General features: G+C 69.6%; 12 protein-coding genes. 7 read left to right on the top strand and 5 right to left on the bottom strand.

Features of this window, described 5'->3' with window-relative positions; genetic code table 11:
• Window positions 1–2: 2 nt before the first annotated feature.
• Window positions 3–1,222 (top strand): IS3 family transposase gene (locus tag HFP48_RS30565; protein WP_168580637.1). Its coding sequence is split into 2 segments (ribosomal slippage): window positions 3–312 and window positions 312–1,222, totalling 1,221 coding nucleotides; the frame shifts between segments, so codons are not numbered across the junction.
• 188 nt (window positions 1,223–1,410) lie between these two features.
• Here the strand turns inward: HFP48_RS30565 and HFP48_RS30560 are convergent.
• The 5 genes from HFP48_RS30560 to HFP48_RS30540 all read right to left on the bottom strand — a co-directional run bounded on the left by HFP48_RS30560 (window position 1,411) and on the right by HFP48_RS30540 (window position 7,489).
• Window positions 1,411–1,893 (bottom strand): hypothetical protein, encoded by a 483-nt coding sequence (locus HFP48_RS30560; protein ID WP_246872670.1) that lies wholly within the window; start codon window positions 1,891–1,893, stop codon window positions 1,411–1,413.
• 243 nt (window positions 1,894–2,136) lie between these two features.
• Window positions 2,137–3,405: an insoluble domain protein gene (locus HFP48_RS30555; protein WP_168581029.1), complete on the bottom strand. Its 1,269-nt coding sequence runs from the start codon at window positions 3,403–3,405 to the stop codon at window positions 2,137–2,139.
• Window positions 3,406–3,532: 127 nt separating this feature from the next.
• Window positions 3,533–4,876 carry a chromosome partitioning protein gene (locus HFP48_RS30550; protein WP_168581028.1) on the bottom strand — a complete coding sequence of 448 codons (1,344 nt, stop codon included), beginning with the start codon at window positions 4,874–4,876 and terminating at the stop codon, window positions 3,533–3,535.
• A complete protein-coding gene (locus HFP48_RS30545; RefSeq protein ID WP_168581027.1) occupies window positions 4,876–5,229 on the bottom strand; it encodes a hypothetical protein in 354 nt (117 codons plus the stop codon). The genes HFP48_RS30550 and HFP48_RS30545 overlap by 1 nt, the downstream gene beginning before the upstream one ends.
• A gap of 61 nt (window positions 5,230–5,290) precedes the next feature.
• Window positions 5,291–7,489: an FtsK/SpoIIIE domain-containing protein gene (locus tag HFP48_RS30540; protein ID WP_168581026.1), complete on the bottom strand. Its 2,199-nt coding sequence runs from the start codon at window positions 7,487–7,489 to the stop codon at window positions 5,291–5,293.
• 1,218 nt (window positions 7,490–8,707) lie between these two features.
• Between HFP48_RS30540 and HFP48_RS30535 the strand changes: the two genes are divergently transcribed.
• The 6 genes from HFP48_RS30535 (at window position 8,708) to HFP48_RS30510 (ending at window position 17,120) form a co-directional block, all read left to right on the top strand.
• Window positions 8,708–9,034, top strand: a complete 327-nt coding sequence (locus HFP48_RS30535) for a hypothetical protein (RefSeq protein ID WP_168581025.1) — start codon at window positions 8,708–8,710, stop codon at window positions 9,032–9,034.
• A gap of 56 nt (window positions 9,035–9,090) precedes the next feature.
• Entirely contained in the window at window positions 9,091–9,522 is a 432-nt protein-coding gene (locus HFP48_RS30530; protein ID WP_168581024.1) for a hypothetical protein, read from the top strand.
• A complete protein-coding gene (locus HFP48_RS30525; protein WP_168581023.1) occupies window positions 9,519–12,551 on the top strand; it encodes an ATP-binding protein in 3,033 nt (1,010 codons plus the stop codon). The genes HFP48_RS30530 and HFP48_RS30525 overlap by 4 nt, the downstream gene beginning before the upstream one ends.
• Window positions 12,552–12,994: 443 nt before the next feature.
• The gene (locus HFP48_RS30520) at window positions 12,995–14,716 is read left to right on the top strand and encodes an MFS transporter (protein WP_348983380.1); all 1,722 of its coding nucleotides are present in this window, start codon (window positions 12,995–12,997) and stop codon (window positions 14,714–14,716) included.
• Between the two features lie 47 nt (window positions 14,717–14,763).
• Window positions 14,764–15,552 (top strand): hypothetical protein, encoded by a 789-nt coding sequence (locus tag HFP48_RS30515; protein WP_246872669.1) that lies wholly within the window; start codon window positions 14,764–14,766, stop codon window positions 15,550–15,552.
• A complete protein-coding gene (locus HFP48_RS30510; protein ID WP_168581021.1) occupies window positions 15,549–17,120 on the top strand; it encodes a peptidoglycan DD-metalloendopeptidase family protein in 1,572 nt (523 codons plus the stop codon). The genes HFP48_RS30515 and HFP48_RS30510 overlap by 4 nt, the downstream gene beginning before the upstream one ends.
• The last annotated feature ends 10 nt before the right edge of the window (window positions 17,121–17,130 follow it).

Raw genomic sequence — 17,130 nt, 5'->3', positions numbered from 1 at the left:
TGATGGTGATGAAGGCATACTCGGCGGAGTTCAAGGCAGATGCCGTCGCGCTGTACCTGTCCGATCCGAGCCACACCTTCGAGGGCATCGGCAAGGACCTGGGGATCAGCCGGGAAACCCTGCGCAACTGGGTCCGCGCCGAACGCAAACGCCGCGGTGCGTCCGGGACCGTCGAGCGGGCCCGGAAGCCGGCGCCTGCTGGCGAGGTATCGTCCGAGTCCGTGCTGGAGGAGGAAAACAGGCAGCTCAAGGCCCAGATCCGGAAACTCGAGACCGAACGGGAGATCCTGCGCAAGGCCGCGAAGTATTTCGCGGGCGAGACGAACTGGTGAGCCGCTTTCAGTTCGTCGACGACCACCGCGACACCGTTTCGGTGAAGTGGCTGTGCCAGATCCTCGAGGTGTCCCGTTCCGGTTTCTACCGATGGCGGGCCGCAGCTGCGGCCCGCGCCGAACGCGCCCGCGCCGACGAGGAGTTGGCCGTGCGGATCCGTGGGATCCACGCCGACTCCGACGGCACCTACGGGTCCCCACGGGTGACCGCCGAGCTCCACGCGGACGGGGTGGTCGTCAATCACAAGCGGGTGGAACGGCTGATGCGCGAGCATGGGATCGTCGGCGTGCATCTACGCAAAACGGTGCGCACCACCGTCCCCGAGCCGTCCGCGACCCCGGTGCCGGACCTGATCCAGCGGGATTTCACCGCGAGCGCACCGAACACTCGGTACGTCGGCGACATCACGTATCTGCCGATCGGTGATGGTGACTTCCTTTATCTGGCAACGGTGTTGGATCTGCATTCGAAACGGCTGGCGGGGTGGTCGATCGCCGACCACATGCGTACCGGGCTGGTCACCGACGCACTGCGGGCCGCCGCTTCTGTGCGCGGTGCCGCCGGTCTCGACGGTGCTGTCTTTCACTCCGACAACGGCGCTCAGTACGCCTCGGCGGAGTTCGCCGACGTGTGCCGTGAGTTGGGTGTCACCAGATCGCGTGGTGCGGTCGGAACGAGCGCGGACAACGCCGCCGCCGAATCGTTCAACGCGACGTTGAAACGGGAGACACTCCAGGGCAGAAAGCGCTGGAACAATGCGGGTGACGCGCGGGCCGCGGTGTTCCGTTGGATCACGCGCTACAACACCAGAAGGAGGCACTCCACTCTCGGCCAGATCTGCCCGATCGAGCACGAACAGCGGTCGGCTACGCTGGCCACCGCCGCATAGGAACTGGTGTCCACACGCCGGGGGGAAGCCCCCCCGGTCACCGATTGCCGGGTTGCTGTCGTTGCCCGCAACGCGGTGCACGGCCATGAGACGCGAACTACGGGGTTGCACCGTCCTGGTACGCCGCGCGCATGAGGCGTGGAGCCCGCAACTGTGTCGCAGACGTGGCACCGGACGCTGATGCGGCGTTATGTGAAGGCATCGACGTACCAGCGGCCGTCGAGGTGGGCGGTGGTGACGGTCTGGGTGCCGCGTTCGACGGGTTGTCCGGGGCGCATGACGGACAGGTCGACCAGGTACACCCCGTCGGACAGCGCGGTGATTTTCTGGCAGTAGTTGGTGCCGAGCGGGACGGCGTCGATGAACCGTTGCAACTCCGGACCCGGCTGCACCGTGGAGGTGGGGGTGGCCAAGGCGCGCGCAGCCTCCCCGTTGCGCTGGTTGTAGTAGGCGAAATTGAACGCCGCAATCACCCCCACACCGGATTTCTGATCGCCACGATCGGCGCGGCACTCCCCCGCGGTGTCGTGCCGCTCCTCCACCGGGTCCGGTTCGGGCAGCGAGAGGATCGGCACCCCGTTCTCGTCGACCGGCGCGGCCGAAGCCGGGGCATCTGTGGGGGACGCGCTGTCACTGCCACCCAGGTGCCCGATCGCCACCGCCCCAGCCACCACGACACCCGCGACACCAAACACAGCCGCGATCGGCGTCCCGCGCCGCCGGCCCGCTCCCCCGTTCTGCGACGCGTTCGAACGCCGGGGCACCGGCGTCGCGGCCCCAGACTGCGTGGCTGCCTCGCCGGGGCTCGCACCCGCGGCGGGTGAACCGTGGAGAAGGTCGCTCACGGCCGGATGCCGAGCGGGCCGGCGGCCGACGTGCGGTCTGCGCATGGTGTACACCCCCGTTTGTGTTGGTCAGTGGCCGTGCGTGGTGATGCCGTCCCCGACAGCGCCCGACAGCAGGTTGCCGGCCAGCCCCGGGGTCGCGTCGGCGAAGAAGTCCGTCAGGACCGAGTCGACCTGGGCGATGACCTGCTCCCCGCCGGGCTGTGTGGCCACGACGCCCCGGACCTGCTGATCGACCACCGGCGCGGTCTCGACAGCGTTGTGCACCGTCGAGGCCGCCGCCTGACCGACGGGTCCGGAGTTCTCCCACTGCGCGAGCGTGTCCTGGGTCTGGGCCGCCACGGCGTCGTGGTCGATGTCCGGTACCGCGATCTCCTGCGGCTGCCCGAGGTCACCGGACCCGAAGTTGGTGCCGGCCGCGACACCGGCCGCGGCCCCGGCCACCGCACCGACCGCCGCCGCGGGAACCCCGGCGGCGGCCGCCCCGAGCGCCGCACCGGTCGCGGTGCCGGCCACTCCGGTGGTGACCACCGGCAGCCCCGGGATCGGGGTCGGGACCATTCCGCCGAGTGCCGCGCCTCCGAGGCCGCCGATGGTGCCGCCGACCAGGGCACCGGTCACGGCGGCCGGTACGCCGGCGGCGGTCGCCCCGGCCACGGCGCCGGTCGCGCCGCCGGCGATCTGGGCGGCGGCGAGGCGGTCGGCGCGGGTGGTCTCGACCCCGATCGACCGCCAGAACGTGGAGACCTGGGCCTCGACGACCGCCGAGGTGTTGTTGGTGCGCTCGGCGTCACGGTCCGAGACCCAGTTCGGCTGCGCGAACACGGTGTCCCCGAACCGAACCTTGTTGCGTGGCGCGATGATCGGTGCGGTCGGGGTGACCGGGGTCGGCAGATGGAGTTGCTCGAGCGGCACCGGCTCCACGGCGACCTCGTCCTGCGGGAGGTAGGCGTCGGTGTCGTAGTCGTAGTTCGGCATCGGCCGCCACTGCACGTTCTCCGGCTGGTATTCGGCCGGTGGGGCGACCCAGTACGCCGGCTCGGCGGGGAGGTCCGGCACGGACGACGTGTCGGGCTCGGGTGTGGGCTCCGGTGCTGGGGCGGTGGTGGTGCCGCCCTGGCTGGTGCCGCCGGTGACGCCGTCCTGGGTGCTGTCGCCGGTGACGCCGCCCTGGAGGGGTTCGGCGAGGGCGGACGGGGCCAGGGCGATGCCGGAGGCAAGGGCCGCGGTGGCCACTGCCAGCACGGTCGCGGCCTGGGTGCCGTGGGTGCGGCGGTGACTGCGTGCGCGGGCCCGGCGGGCGGCGCGGTTGTCGGAGGAGCTGGGGGTGTTCGTCACAGGGGGTGCCTTTCGTGTGGGTCGCCCGGGTCGGGCGCTGAATTGGGTTGCACTGGAGAGGTCTTGGGTGGGGTGTGTCATCCCTGGTGTTGGCATCCGACTCGGGCAGCGGGCCGGGGTCTGGGCGTCAGCTCGTGCCGGGCGCCATGAGCTCGACGGCGGTGGCCGCCAGGACGGCCAGCGCGTCGCGGGTGGGGCGTCGGAGCCCGCGGAGGGTGATGCGGTCTCCGGCGGCGAACCGTGGCTCGAAGGGCATCCGGCACACCGGCACCCCGAGGGCGGTGAACGCGTCGACGGCGGCGGTTTCGACCACCGGTGCGTCCCCGGGGCCGTCGGTGATGACCACGACGCTGCGGGTGAGCACGTCGGAACGGACCGTTGCCATGGTGTGGAGGGTGCGTTGTGCGGCCGCGGCGGCGTCGTGGCGCAGCGGCACGGGCACGATCACCGCGTGCGCGGCCGCGATCGCCCACCGCCACCGGTCGGCGAGGTGGGAGTTGCCGGTGTCGACCACCAGCAGCTCCCGGTACCGGCCGAGAAGCGCGGCGAGCCGGTCGACGTCGTCGTAGCCCGAGGCGCGGTCGGTGTCGGCACCGGCGGCGAGCGCGTCCTCGCCGCTCGGTTGGCGGGCCAGATACCGGGTCAGGGTCCCCGAGTACACGTCGGCGGCCGCGTCGAGCTGGGTGAGCAGGCTGAGGGCGTTCTGCTCGTGGGTGGGTGGGGTGGCGATTCGGTCGGCGAAGCTGGATCCGGCCTCGCCGAGGTCGACGGCCACGACGCTGCCGGCCCCGCGGTGGGTCGCGACGGTGGCGGCCAGGGCGAGGGCGAGTGGGGTCTTGCCGACGCCGCCTTTGACGTTGACCACCGCGACCGTGGCCCGGTCCGGGAGCGGCCCGGTGAGCGCGGCGGCGGCCTGGCGCAGCCGTGCTTCCCGGGACGAGGGCCTGGGCGTCAGTGTCGCGCCGAGCAGGGCGTTGACGCGGCCCCGGAGCCCGAGCCGCGCTGGCTCGCGCGCGGCTGCAGGCACGCTGGGTGCGGCCAGCGTCGACACCGCACCCCGCGGGCCTGCGCTCGGCGGGGCGACCGGCCGGCCCAGTCTCGGTGTTGCTGCGGGTGGGAGCGGGTCGGCGGCCATCAGCACCGGCCCTGCAGGGAGGGAATCCTCCGGTGCCGTCGCGTCGGTAGACGGTCCGGGCTGGGCCGGTGGTGTGTTGGGGGTGGGGATCGGTCCGCTCGGGGTGGAGGCGGTGGCTGTGCCGTCGGGGGTGACGGTGACGAACTTCGTCTTGTCGGCCTCGCGGACCGTCACGTCGACCGGTGCGGCGGTGGCGTGCGCGTGCTGGGTGCTGTGCTGGTGGATGGCGGTCCACAGCGCGGTGCGATCGGCCGCGGACAGCTGCACCACCTCGGTGTCGGGAGCGGTGACGCGGGCGGTGGTGGCGGAGGTGATCTCGACATCGAGCGTGGTCATCACGCGCCGGTCCCGCTGAAGGCCGACACGCCGGCCAGCTCGGCGTCCATCTCGGTCACGATGGCCTCGGTGCGGTCGAGTGCGGCCAGTGCCTCGGTGCGGGCCTTGCCGCCGGGCAGCGCCTCGATCACCGCGCGCCGCGCCGTGACGGCGGTGGTGATTTCGGCGAGGCGCTCGCGGGTCAGTTCCTGGTCGTCGCTGAGTTTGCTCAGCCACCCCGGCACCACCTGCTTGAGGTACTGGCGCAACTCGGCGATGACCGGGTCGTTGGCGCCCTTGACGAGGAACGGTGCGCGCAGCGCGGCCACGTCGTCGGTGGTGGGGGTGATCGACTGGGAGATGCGGCGGCTCATGAACGGATTCCTTTGCACTGGATTCGACAGCTCAACAACAGGAAGAAGCAGGGGCGGACGCTCACGGCTGGGGTGAGGGGGCGGTGGGGGCGTCGGGTTCGGGCAGGAACACCACTTCGGTGGGGTCGAAGGTGATGGCGGTGTTGCGGCGGCCTTCGCGGATGGTCAGCGTCGTCTCGCGCACGTCCCCGGTGTGCGGGTCGTAGGTGACCTCGACTGCGTGGACGGTGACCGCCACCAGGTGGGAGGTGCCGTCGTCGATCAGCACCGTCATCCCTTCGGTGACCTGCGAGGCCGGGATCGCATCGGCTACCTCCTCCTCCCCGTCCTCGGCGCCGGCGATCGAGGCACCGGCCGACCCGGCGGGTGTGGTGGTGTCGGTGCTCGGGTCACCGGTCGGGGCGCTGCCGAGGGCGATCGGCTCGGGCGCACCGCCGTGCGAGCGCGCCCGCCTCGCCAAGGCGCGCTCGGATTCGAGGAACTCGCGCAGCTCGGTGCTGTAGAGCGCGAACTGCGGCGCCTCTCGCGGCGTCAGGCCGTCGAGGAGGGCTTGGTCCGCGGCGGTGAGTTGGGTCCACTTGTTCGGGTGGCGGTCGACGTTCGGGGTCCACCACATCTGCGCCGAGACCGGGGTGCCGTCGGGGGCGGTGACCATGCCGCGGCCGGGGATAGAGGTGTCGACATCGCGGCCGACGTGCGCATCGCCCCACATCATCAACGCTCCGTCCTGCGACAGGTTGCCCAGGCTGATGCGGGTGCCGAAGTTGTCGCGCGCATTGCCCGAGCTCGCCCCGAACAGTGACGCGTCCGGGCGCTGCACCCCGAGCAGCAGCCGGATGCCGGCCGAACGGGCGAGCACCGCCAGATCCGCCCACGCCCCGAGCGGGTCGAGTTCTTTGAGCTGCTCGCGGGTCTCCTCGTCGCCGGTCTTGGCCAGGCGCTGCCACTTGCCGGAGAGGATGAAGAACTCATCGAGCACCGCGATCAGCAACGGCAGCTCGGACGGCTCGATCTTGTTCACGTGCACGTAGTGGTTGCGCGCCATCATCTCCGCATGCAGCGCGCGCACGAGCATCGCTGCGCGCACTGCGTCGTAGACGATCGCCCCGCACCCTGGATAGCTCTCGAGGCCGTCGAGTTCGATCATCTTCGGATCGACGCCCACGAACGGGATTCCGCGGCGGGCGGCCTCGGTCAGCAGGGTGCGGATCACCGAGGTCTTGCCGCCGCCGGTGGGCCCGACGATCAGGCAGTGCGGCTTGTTCGAGCGGGTCGAGACGTCCCAGACCATCGTGGTGTCCGCGGCGGCGGTCGCGTAGGGCAGGTGCCGCAGGTTCTCGTCGATCAGGGCGAGCGGATGATCGACCCGTGTCGGCAGCGGGGCTACGAGCGTCATCACCAGGTATCCCTCGGACGGGGTCCAGGCGGTGGTCCAGTTGCGGCCGGATTCGTGCTCGCCGGCGAGCGCGGCGAGGGCTTCGTCGACTTTGGCCTGGAAGTTGGTGGCGCCGGAGTTCATCGACGGGGTGAAGGTGATCTTGTAGCCGGTTTCGACGCCGTGGTCGTCGATGGAGGCGACCGTCACGGTGGGGTTTTTGAAGATGGTGGTGGCATCGAGCGCGGACTGCAGCGCGATGTGCCGCGTCGAGCGGGTTTCGGGTGGCACGGGGGTGCGGGCGATCTGTAGTCGATCGCGGTGGGCCTGGTGGCGCACGGTGGTGGTGTATCCGGCGGGGCTGCGGCCGACGGTGGCGCGGACGGCGGTGGTGAACTCGTCGAGTTCTTTGGGGCGCACGACCGCCCCGCGCGGCAGCCGGATGGTGGCGCGGCGGACCGTGCGCCATCGGGGTGGGAAGCCGACGGTGATCTTGACCGGTTGGTGGCGGGTGCTCTGACGGAGGTAGGCGTCGAGCGTGACGCGGTGCCGGTGCACCGCGAACCGGTACACGTCGAGGGTGATCGTGGCGGCTGCGGCGGCGAGTAGCAGCCATCGGTAGCTGTGCAGGGTCGCCATCACCGAGACGGCGGACGGGTAGTCGGCGAGGGTGGTGGAGAGGTGGGGTGCGGAGCTCGCCAGGGCTGCGGCCACGAGCACGGTCGGCGAGAGCGGGGTGAAGCGGCCGACGGAGCCGGTGCCGGGGGTGTCGGTGCCGGCGTTGGGGCGGCCAGCGCCGGAGGGTTTGTGGCCGGGTTCGCCGACGACGCCGCGGTAGGTCTGGACCAGGAAGTCCTTGACCGGGTCGTGTTGACGTGCGCTCACGCGCCTTCCCTTTCGCCTCGTCGATCGCGTCGCGCCGCTCACGGCGTGCTGTCGTGACCGGGACACTGACAAAAGTGGGCAGGGGTCTCAAAGTGGTCTGTGGATAACCGCTTTCACCCCCGTGCACAGCACGCGCCTCGACGGTCCTTCGACATTGCGTGAGGAGGCCCTGGCGACCGTGCCGACAACGGTGCGCAGTCCTACCCGGTATCGCCTCGGCGCGGCCGGCGTGCCCGTGCTGCCGCAGCGCCTGGAGCGGAGGGCTTCGAGGTGCTGCCCGCACCGCCTGATGCGGGCGCGAATAAGCGTGTGACACCGCGCGGATGGCAGCGCCTCACCGCGCGGTGCGTGAGCGTGGTTGCGGCCGCTGCGCCGAGCCGCTGCCGCGCCCCCTCTCCGGGTCCTCCGCGAGCGGTGCAACCGCCCTTATCCGTCGTGTCACGGCCGGGGTTGCGCGCGTCTCCGGTAGCGGGGCAATAGTGCGGTCGAGGGCGCTCGCTCGAGCGCTCTGCCGGGTGGTTCCTCGAGCGCTCGACACAGCGCGTGACATGGAAGTTCCGAAACCGACTGGCGCGGCGCAATTTCCGGAACTACACTCCCCCCTAGCCCCGAAGGGGCGGGGGGAGTGACCCCGCAGGGGTGGTCTCGCGCAGCGCGTGCCGGAGCGCTTCTCTCGACCGCCCGCACACACCACTCAGTCGAGCCGCGAGCCACCCGCTCGGTCGAGCACCGGAACTCCACCGCTCCGTGGCGCACTCCTCGCACCTGCGTTGAGGACGTTTCACGACCGTTCCTGCCCGGCGCTCTCCCCCCTGTCCATGGCGGTTGACGCATCGGCCGCACCCCACCCCGATCCGTGTGAGTTCGTGCCGGTCCCGAGTCACCGGCCCGCCAGGCGCTTGCCCCGTGCCCATTTCGCACTCGATACGGACCTGTCGCACGCCGGCCCGAAACCGCCGTCGTCGAGGCGCTGTGCAGCAGCAGGTCGGCTCGCGCATACCGCGTCCTCCGCCGTGCCGTCTCGGAGCTCCGCGCCGCCGTCGTGCGCCGGGCGCACGCGGGAGGACGCCGCGGATGTCACTGACACTCCGCCGAGGCGCTCCCTCGTGCGCCACGGCGGTTATCCACAGGCCTGCTTGGTCCACCAACGGTGGCGACTTACGGTCACGCCCAGCCACGTTCGTGGTGTCCGCCCGTGCTTCACCGATGGAGAGTGCCATGTCCCTCGCGTCCACGACCGTCGATCTGACGCTGGCCACCGCGCCGTTTCGGTCCCCGGTCGGTACCGCCGACGTCCTCGCCCAGCAGACCGAGGTCAACACCGACACCCTCAGACGCTGGATCGAAGGCAACGTCATCTTCGTCATCTTGATCCTGATCGCGTGCGCGCTGCTGATGGGCGCGCTGCGCGCCAACCTGTCGAAGGTGCTCACCGTCGGTGGCCTGTCAGTGGTCGGCCTGGCCTATCTGGGGGTCGCCTCGAGCGAGTCCGCGGCCAAGGGCGTCGGCAACTGGCTGCTGAGCCTGCTCGGCATCAGCGCCTGACCCCACCCCATATAGGAGAACCGGACCGACGAACCGGACCGAAAGGAGACGCCGGCGTGATCGACACCGACGACCTGCTCTACCGGGTGGACTCGCACTACCTCGGCCCCACCGGCAAGACCATGCCGATGCGGATCCGCTACACCGCGGCCGGGCTCGGCGTCGCTATCTTCGCCGCCGTGTTCGTCACCGCCCGGGCCATCGTCCACGCTCCACTGAGCTTCAAATCTCTGGTGGTCATGGTGGCGCTCACCGTCGTGCTCACCTCGAAGATCACCCGTCACGTCGGCCCGGACCGGCCGGTGCGCTCGGTGCTGCGCGCCGCGTGGAACGACCTGACCGCACCCCGCCCACCCAAGCCCGGGCACGCCGTCACCGTGCCGCTGCCACCGCGGACCACCGCCCTGACCGCCGACGGTTGGGCTGCTGGTGTGGTGTTCGCGGCCGGCACCGACCGCGACGACGCGAGCGAAAGCGAAAGCCGATGACCCTGCCGAACAACGACATCGCCGCCCTCTTCGACCCCAATGTCGACGAACCCGTCCCGGTGATTCCGCCGGGCGCGCTGCCACCGTCCTGGGCCGCAGTCCGCACCACGACCCACCCCGCGACCACTGACCGTCATGCCCTGGCGTGGTCGCAGGCCCCGACACCCCACCTCCCACCGGTCACCGAGCCCGCTCCCCCGGCCGACGAGAACTCCCCGGCGCCGCACACGCGACGACGCTCCCGGCGCGGCCGCCGGAGCACCGCACGCGGTGCGGCCGCGGAGCTGGACCGCCAGCGGCAGGCCGCGGCCACCCGCGTCGCGCGCGAGCGCAAAGCGGTGCGGTTGGCGCTGACCGGGGTCAGCGGTCACATCACCCGCACGCGCACCACCACCACGGCGTGGTTCGTCCAGCCGCCCGGACCGTGGAACATGCGCCCGACCGCGCGGCAGCGCCGCTACATCCGCAACGAGGCCCTCGTGCTGACGAACCTGTCCACCGCCGGCGTGACGACGCTGCACCGACGCCTGGTGCGCACCCCGTGGCCGGTGCGGCAGTGGGCCCAGGCCCACGACGGGTGGGCCGAGCCGATCCCGGACATCCCGGGGGCGCTGTCGTGGGCGGACTACCTGCACGGGCACCAGCACGCGATGTTGTGGTCCAACCCCACCCTCAAGGGCCGCTACTGGGGCATCGACCTGCCCGCCCGCTCCCTGCTCGGCCAGGCGCTCGACGCCACCGCCGACGCCCTGTCCGCGGTGATCGACTGGCCGCTGCTCGGCCGGCTGGCCCGCCTGGTGCGGCGGTGGGCCGACAACGCCTTCACCCGCGAGCAGGACGCCCTCGCCGAACACCTCGCGACCGTGGAGCGGATCATGGCCGGCGACGGGGTGCGGGCACGGCCGGCCACGGCCGCGCAGATGGACTATCTGCTGCGCCGCTCGGCCACCCTCGGGCTGCCCCTCGACGTCGACGGGGTCATCGCCGGCGGCGGCGACTGGGAAGCCACCGACATCGCCGCCCTCGAGGACCTGACCGAGGTGTCCCTCGAACCGGGCGACGGCTACACCAAAGTCACCGGCCTGGTCGATGGGCGCGACTACACCGGCTACGTCATCGTGCTCACCGTCGGGCGCATGGCCCCGCTGCCGATCCCGGAGCGCATGCTGCCCTGGCAGGTCATCGGCGACCCCTCCGGCGAGCCGCTCGAATGGTCCGAACGCATCCGCTTGTTCGACAAAGCCCACACCACCCGCGCGATGCGTCGGCTCACCCACAAGATCCAGGCGCAGTTCGACCACTACACCGTCGAGCACGACGAGGTCCCGCCGCAGGAGCTGATCGAACAGCACTCCCGCGCCCAGCAGGTGCTCTCCGACATCGAAGAAGACCACTCCGGACTGTCGGTGCGCACCGAAGGCTGGTACCGCGTCGTCGTGGTCGGCGCCACCGCGGACGACGCCAAACGCAAGGTCGCGCTGCTGCGCGAAAGGTACGCCCCGCACATCAGCCTCGAACACGAACACGGCCAGTTCCAGCTGCTGCGCGAATTCATGCCCGGCGAACCGCTGGCCAACATCGCGCACTGCCGCCGCATGAGCGTCGAATCCCTCTCCGCCGGTATGGCCGCCGTCGGCGACCGGATCGGCGACCGCACCGGGGTGGTGATCGGCCAGACCGCCTCCATCGCCCCCCGCCCGGCGGTGTGGGACCTGTTCGCCGCCCACGAACGCAAACACAAGTCCGGCCTGACCCCGATCGTCGCCGTGCCCGGGTCGGGCAAGACGTTCCTGGCCGGGATGATCGTCTACCAGGCCGTGCGCGCCGGCGCCTACGGCGTGATCCTCGACCCGTCCGGGCCGTTGAAGGCACTGGCGCACCTGCCCGAGTTCCGCGACATCGCCGACGTTCACGCCCTGACCGGCCGCACCTCCCGTCCCGGCTCCCTCAACCCCTACCGGGTGATCGTCGATCCCCGCCGCGACGATCCCGAGTACGACCCGAGCGGTCCGGACTACCGGCGCGATACCGATCCGGCCGCAGCGGCCGCCGCGCAGTACCACGCCGATGTGCGGGCCGCGGAAGCCGAGCGGATCTCGGTGGCGGTGTCGGTGCTGAAGATGATGCTTCCCCCGGCCCGGTTGGAGATGGAGCTGGCCGAGTCGGTCCTGCACACCGCGGCCAACCGCGTCGGCGGCGAACGGCACCACAACCTGCGCGAAGTCCTCGACCAGATCCAGGCGATCGCCGACACCGACGAAGACCTGGCCATGCGCACCTGCGCACGCAGCCTGTTCCAGGACCTGGATGTGATGTCCAACCTCGCCGAGGCCCGGGTGCTGTTCCCCGAAAACCCCGCCGCAGGGGATGTCGACGACTTCGACAGCGACGTGCGACTGACCATCTTGACGATGCCCGGACTGCAGCTGCCACCCGAAGGGGTCGACGCCGCGCAGTGGACCCCGCAGCAACGCATGAGTGGTCCGCTGATGCACATGGCCGCATGGTTGGCCAACCGCCTGGTGTACGAAAAGCCCCGACAGGTACGCAAAGTGCTGTTCCTCGACGAAAACAAATATCTCGAATCCACCGGCGCCGGCCGCACCCTGAACCTGCGCATCGCCCGCGACTCCCGCAAATGGAAAGTCCGCGCGCTCGTGTGCTCCCAACTCCCCGACGACTACCTCGGCACGGGCGGCACCGACGACAAGTCAGCCCTGGCATACGAGGTGATCATCGGCGACCTCGGCGGCAACGCCCACGCCATCGAAGGCGCCCTCAAACTGCTGAACCTGCCGCTCGGGCAGGGATACGAATCGATCCTCGCCGACCTCGGCGGCGGTGGCGAGGACACCCTCGACGAGGACACCGACACCAGCTACCAGGACCAGGCCCGCCGGTTCATCGTCAAGATGGCCGACGACATCGAACTGATCCGCTCGGACTGGACCCATTACGTCCACCTTGCCCATGTATTCGAGGCGTTGAACTCCAGCACAACCCGCAACGCGCTCGGCGGTCCGTCGTGAGCATCGCGGCCACCCCTCTTCTCCCTGCGCGGCCATCACGAGCAGTTGCCGACCGTTGGGGACGCATCGTGGCTGTCCTAGCGCTGGCTCTACTGCCCTTGCTGGGTCCCGCTAGTCCGGTCGCTGCTGCGGGAGGGTTCGATTGCAAGGATGTCCCGCAGCCCGAATTCCCCAACAGCGCTTTTCCGAGCCTGCTCGACTCCACCAGCGCCGCCCAAGAGCCCACGGAAGGCGGCACCGGATACCAGACCTATGGCTGGGCCGGGTTGAATTGGCACACCTACGACTTAGGCTGCGGTGAAGACTTGGTCCGTGCTCCTGACGCGGTCAGCGATACTGCTCTGGGCAATACGTTCTTGACCATCGGCAAATCTCTGGCAGCCGCCGCGTTCTGGCTCGACGACCAAACCCAGACCACCGCAGAAGGTGACCGGCCGTCGACCATGCAGAAGTTCGACGAGATCGTCGTGTCGATCTCACGCGGCATGTCCGAGGTCTACGCGTTGTGGATCGGGATCGGACTCACCGTAGTGGCCGCAATCATCCTGTGGAAGGCACTCAAGGCCGACAGCGCAGGCGTTACCCGCACCGCGGCGCTGGCTGCCGCTGCGTTGACACTCGGGGCGTTGATGGTCGGGGCTCCCCAGAAAGCCATCGAAGTTGCCGACGAGACTTTTGGGTCGCTGATCACCGATACCCAAGACCAGATCTTCTCGGTCTCATTCGGCGGTGGCGGCGGCTCCGGTACCCTCACAAGTGGACCCACTGACCCGCGCAATGTGTTGTTGGACAGAGTTTTTCTCGAGGATTGGCGCAGAGGCTGGTTTGGCAGCAACTACGACGACGATGTGAACCGGTTGGGCCCAGATCTGCGGGATGCACTGGCGTTCAGCTACGCACAGCAGCGTCAGGTCAGCGGTAATGCCAATGCCCAGAACGCACTCGCCGAGGAAAAGGCCGATAAGTTCCGTCAGGTGGTCGACAGCCTTGGCGGTGACAACGCCACCGGGGTAAATCTGCCCTACAGCACCTTTCAGGGTAAGGACTCCGGCCGCACCGGTATCGGTTTGATGGCCATGGTCAAGCTCGGCCTGCCGTCGATCCTGTGGACCGGGGCGTCGATCCTGAAGATCACCGCGCTTTTGGCCATCCGGTTCGCCATCCTGTTCGCACCCATCTGGGTGCCCCTCGCGGTCGCCCACGGCGGCACCCTCGCGCGAGTGATGCGGATGCTGGCCTCGGCCTACATGTGGGCCGTCGCTGGCGCTGTCATTGTCGCGCTATACCTGATGGCCTTGGTACAGCTGTATATCACCGACAACCACCGCATGGATGGCTCGTGGCGGCTGTGGTTCATGATCCTCCTCACCGCGATCTGCTGGTTCATCATGCGTCCGTTCAAACGCCTGTCCCAGACGTTCACCGCCAATCACGCCAGCGTCTTCAACCGTAAGACCCGCAGTGCCCAGCAATCGCTGAAGCACAAGCTGTTCACTGGTGCCAGCGCCGTCGTGGGCGGCCCGGCCGGCACCATCGCTGAAGAGGCCGTTGGAGCGCTGCGCAAGGCCACCCGCGGTCATGCCACCGAGCGTGACCTCGAAAAGGACTCGGTTACCCCAATCCGCCCTGAAGGACGTGACCTCAACCACCGACGCCAAGTCGATGCCACTCGCGCTCGGGCCGATGCCCACAAGCAGGCCCTCAGTCGGAAAGAGCGGCTGGCAGCGTCAGGCGTGTCCGTCCAGAACCGGAACGATCGCCACGCCGGCATCGCTGCCCCCGCCGACAGCGCGGCAGTCCGGAACAAGCCGGATGACCCCGAAACCGAGCCGGCCACCAACCACGGTCTCACTCCGCATCGTCAGGCCGGCCAGACGCGCGTCGACCGTATCGAGATCGATCGAACAGCGCGAGGACAATCTGCGCCGACTGGAGCCAGGATAGGTCAGCGATGGGACGGCGGGGAGCAGGCGGCGATCGCGCCGATGAAGGTCTACACGCCACGCCGCGGCAGAAGCTCCTCCGATGGAGTCATACCCATGGTGGCGATCCCCGCACCGCGCCGCCCACAGGACCTGCCTCCCACGTCTGTCCGGTTGTGGGATGCCTCGTTGCCCCGCTCCGACCGTCCTGCACCTGGTCACGACTCAGACAGGTACGGCTGATGGCGACCTCACCTGGTGGTCCCGTATTTGCCCCACTCCGCCGGTGGGTGCTCTACTCGCGCACCAATTTGGCTCTGGCAGCCTTGGCGACCATCGTGGCGCTGTTTCTCATCGGACAGGTCGTCGGCGAACCACCTCCCGCAAGAGAGCCAGATTCGCGCGACTCTGCTGCATCGGTCCCGGCCACCACCGACGCAATACCGGTCAGCTACGAGCTGGTCGAAGTCAGTGAATCAACCGTGGCCGGCAAGACCACACAGTGGACCACGTCCAACGCACCGGCCACGGCCATGGCATACCTGCACACCTTCCTCGACCCATCGCCCTCGGACGCCGACTGGATCAATCGTCTGGCTCGCTACACGGCCGACGAGCCCGGCATGTCGTTCGCTGCCGCACGCCCCCGAGTGCCGGTGGCGATCACCGGGTCCACCCGCAGTGAGCTGGTCACAGGGGAATCGGGCCAGCGCCTCGTACGCATCACCATCCCGACCCACGCGGGGCCGGTGCGGATCACTGTCAAAGTTCTCGGCACTAGCTCCGGCCAGAAATGGGCCGTCGATACGCCCTTGCCCACCGTCGACCCATCGACAGTCGCAGCACTCGATCCCTCTGCCGTCGCCGCCCCCACCACGACTTCGTTGGCACCTATGACAACCTCGGCATCGTCCTCCACATCGGCTGCATCCCCCTCCCCGTCGACACCGCCCATCGCCACATCGGCACCGTCCTCGACGTCCAAGGAGGAACGCACCGAACGTGTCCCTGATCCGGTCCCCGTCCCAGGGCAGCTACCCATCCCTGAACTCGACACGCCGATCCCTGGGGCACTGTGAGCATCCGGCGCGCCGCGCGGGCGCTTCTACTGACCGGTGCCGCAACGGTGGTCTTCGCGTCCACCAGTTGTTCCCTCAACCAGGTGCCGGTAGTGCCGAAGGACCCGTGCCGGACGGCTCCAGCGCACTCCGGCCGGATGGATGGTGCGAGCGAGACGACGCTCGAGCCGTCCGGTCCCATCCAACAGCCGACAGCCGAGGGCACTACCCGGCTCACCTCGGGCTTCGGACCGCGATGGGGCACCGAACACCGCGGCATCGACCTCGCCGGCCCGGTCGGGACACCCATATATGCCGCCCTCGACGGGATCGTCGTCGAATCCGGCCCGGCCAGCGGGTTCGGCAACTGGATCGTCATCGACTCCCTCGTCAACAACCAACCCGTCTCCACCGTCTACGGGCACATGTATCCCCACGGCCTGCACGTGCGCGAAGGACAGCACGTCACGGCCGGCGAGCACATCGCCGACATCGGCAACGACGGCCAGTCCACCGGCGCGCACCTGCACTTCGAATACTGGAACGGCGGCCGCCTCCAAGGCGGCACGGCCATCGACCCCCTGACCAAGCTCGGCGGCGCACTCGCCGCCTCCGGTCCATTCGGTGAGACGGTGAGCCTGTCGGCCGACAGCTCGAGCTCGGTGCAGTCGCGCCTCGACTGCACCGGGTTCGGAGTCGCCGGCGCCGGTGACCTCGCCGCCGGCGTGGTGCCGCCGGAGTTCGAGCCGTGGGTGCGCAAAGCCGGCAGCCTCTGCCCCGGCATCCGCCCACCGCTGCTCGCGGCCCAGCTGCATGCCGAAAACCGGTTCCGACACGGAGCGAACGCGCCGATCTCCCCGGCCGGCGCGATGGGCCCGGCACAGTTCATGCCCGGCACCTGGGCCACCTGGGGCAAGGACTACGACGGCGACGGCAACTCCGACCCGAACTCGGTCGGGGACGCGGTCATGGCCCAGGGGCACTACCTGTGCGCGCTCTACGACCAGGTCGAACGCTCCCGCGCCGCAGGTCAGATTACCGGGGATCCGGTCGAACTCGCGCTGGCCGCCTACAACGCCGGGTTGGGGGCGGTGCGCTCCTACCGAGGCGTCCCACCGTACGTCGAGACGCAGAACTACATCGCCACGATCATGGCCGGTAAGGCCCGGTACGAATCTCCGGCGGCCGCCGGACGGCTCGTCCCCAACGGTTCGCGCGACGGCGCGCAGGTCGTCGACGCGGCCCGCCAGTATCTGGGCACTCCGTACGTGTGGGGCGGCGGCGGCACGTCCGGGCCGAGCGACGGCGGGTTCGACTGCTCCGGATTGAGCAGCTACGCAGTGCATGCTGCCAGCGGCGGCACGGTCCCCTTGCCCCGCACCTCCGAGCAGCAGTGGAGTATCGGAACTGAAATCCCACTCGACCAGGCCGAGCCCGGTGATCTGGTGTTCGGATCCTGGGGCCCGAACGGGCCGGGACACGTCGGCATCTACGCCGGCAGTGGTCAGATGGTGCACGTACCGACCACCGGGGAAGCTGTCCAGGAAGCCCCGATTCAGCCAGGAATGAAAGCCCGCCGGGTGATGTGAGCGATGACGG

Source organism: Rhodococcus sp. DMU1 (assembly GCF_012272955.1).
Taxonomy (GTDB): domain Bacteria; phylum Actinomycetota; class Actinomycetes; order Mycobacteriales; family Mycobacteriaceae; genus Rhodococcus; species Rhodococcus aetherivorans.
The sequence above is the reverse complement of the archived record's forward strand: the minus strand, read 5'-3'. Positions and strand labels throughout refer to the sequence as shown.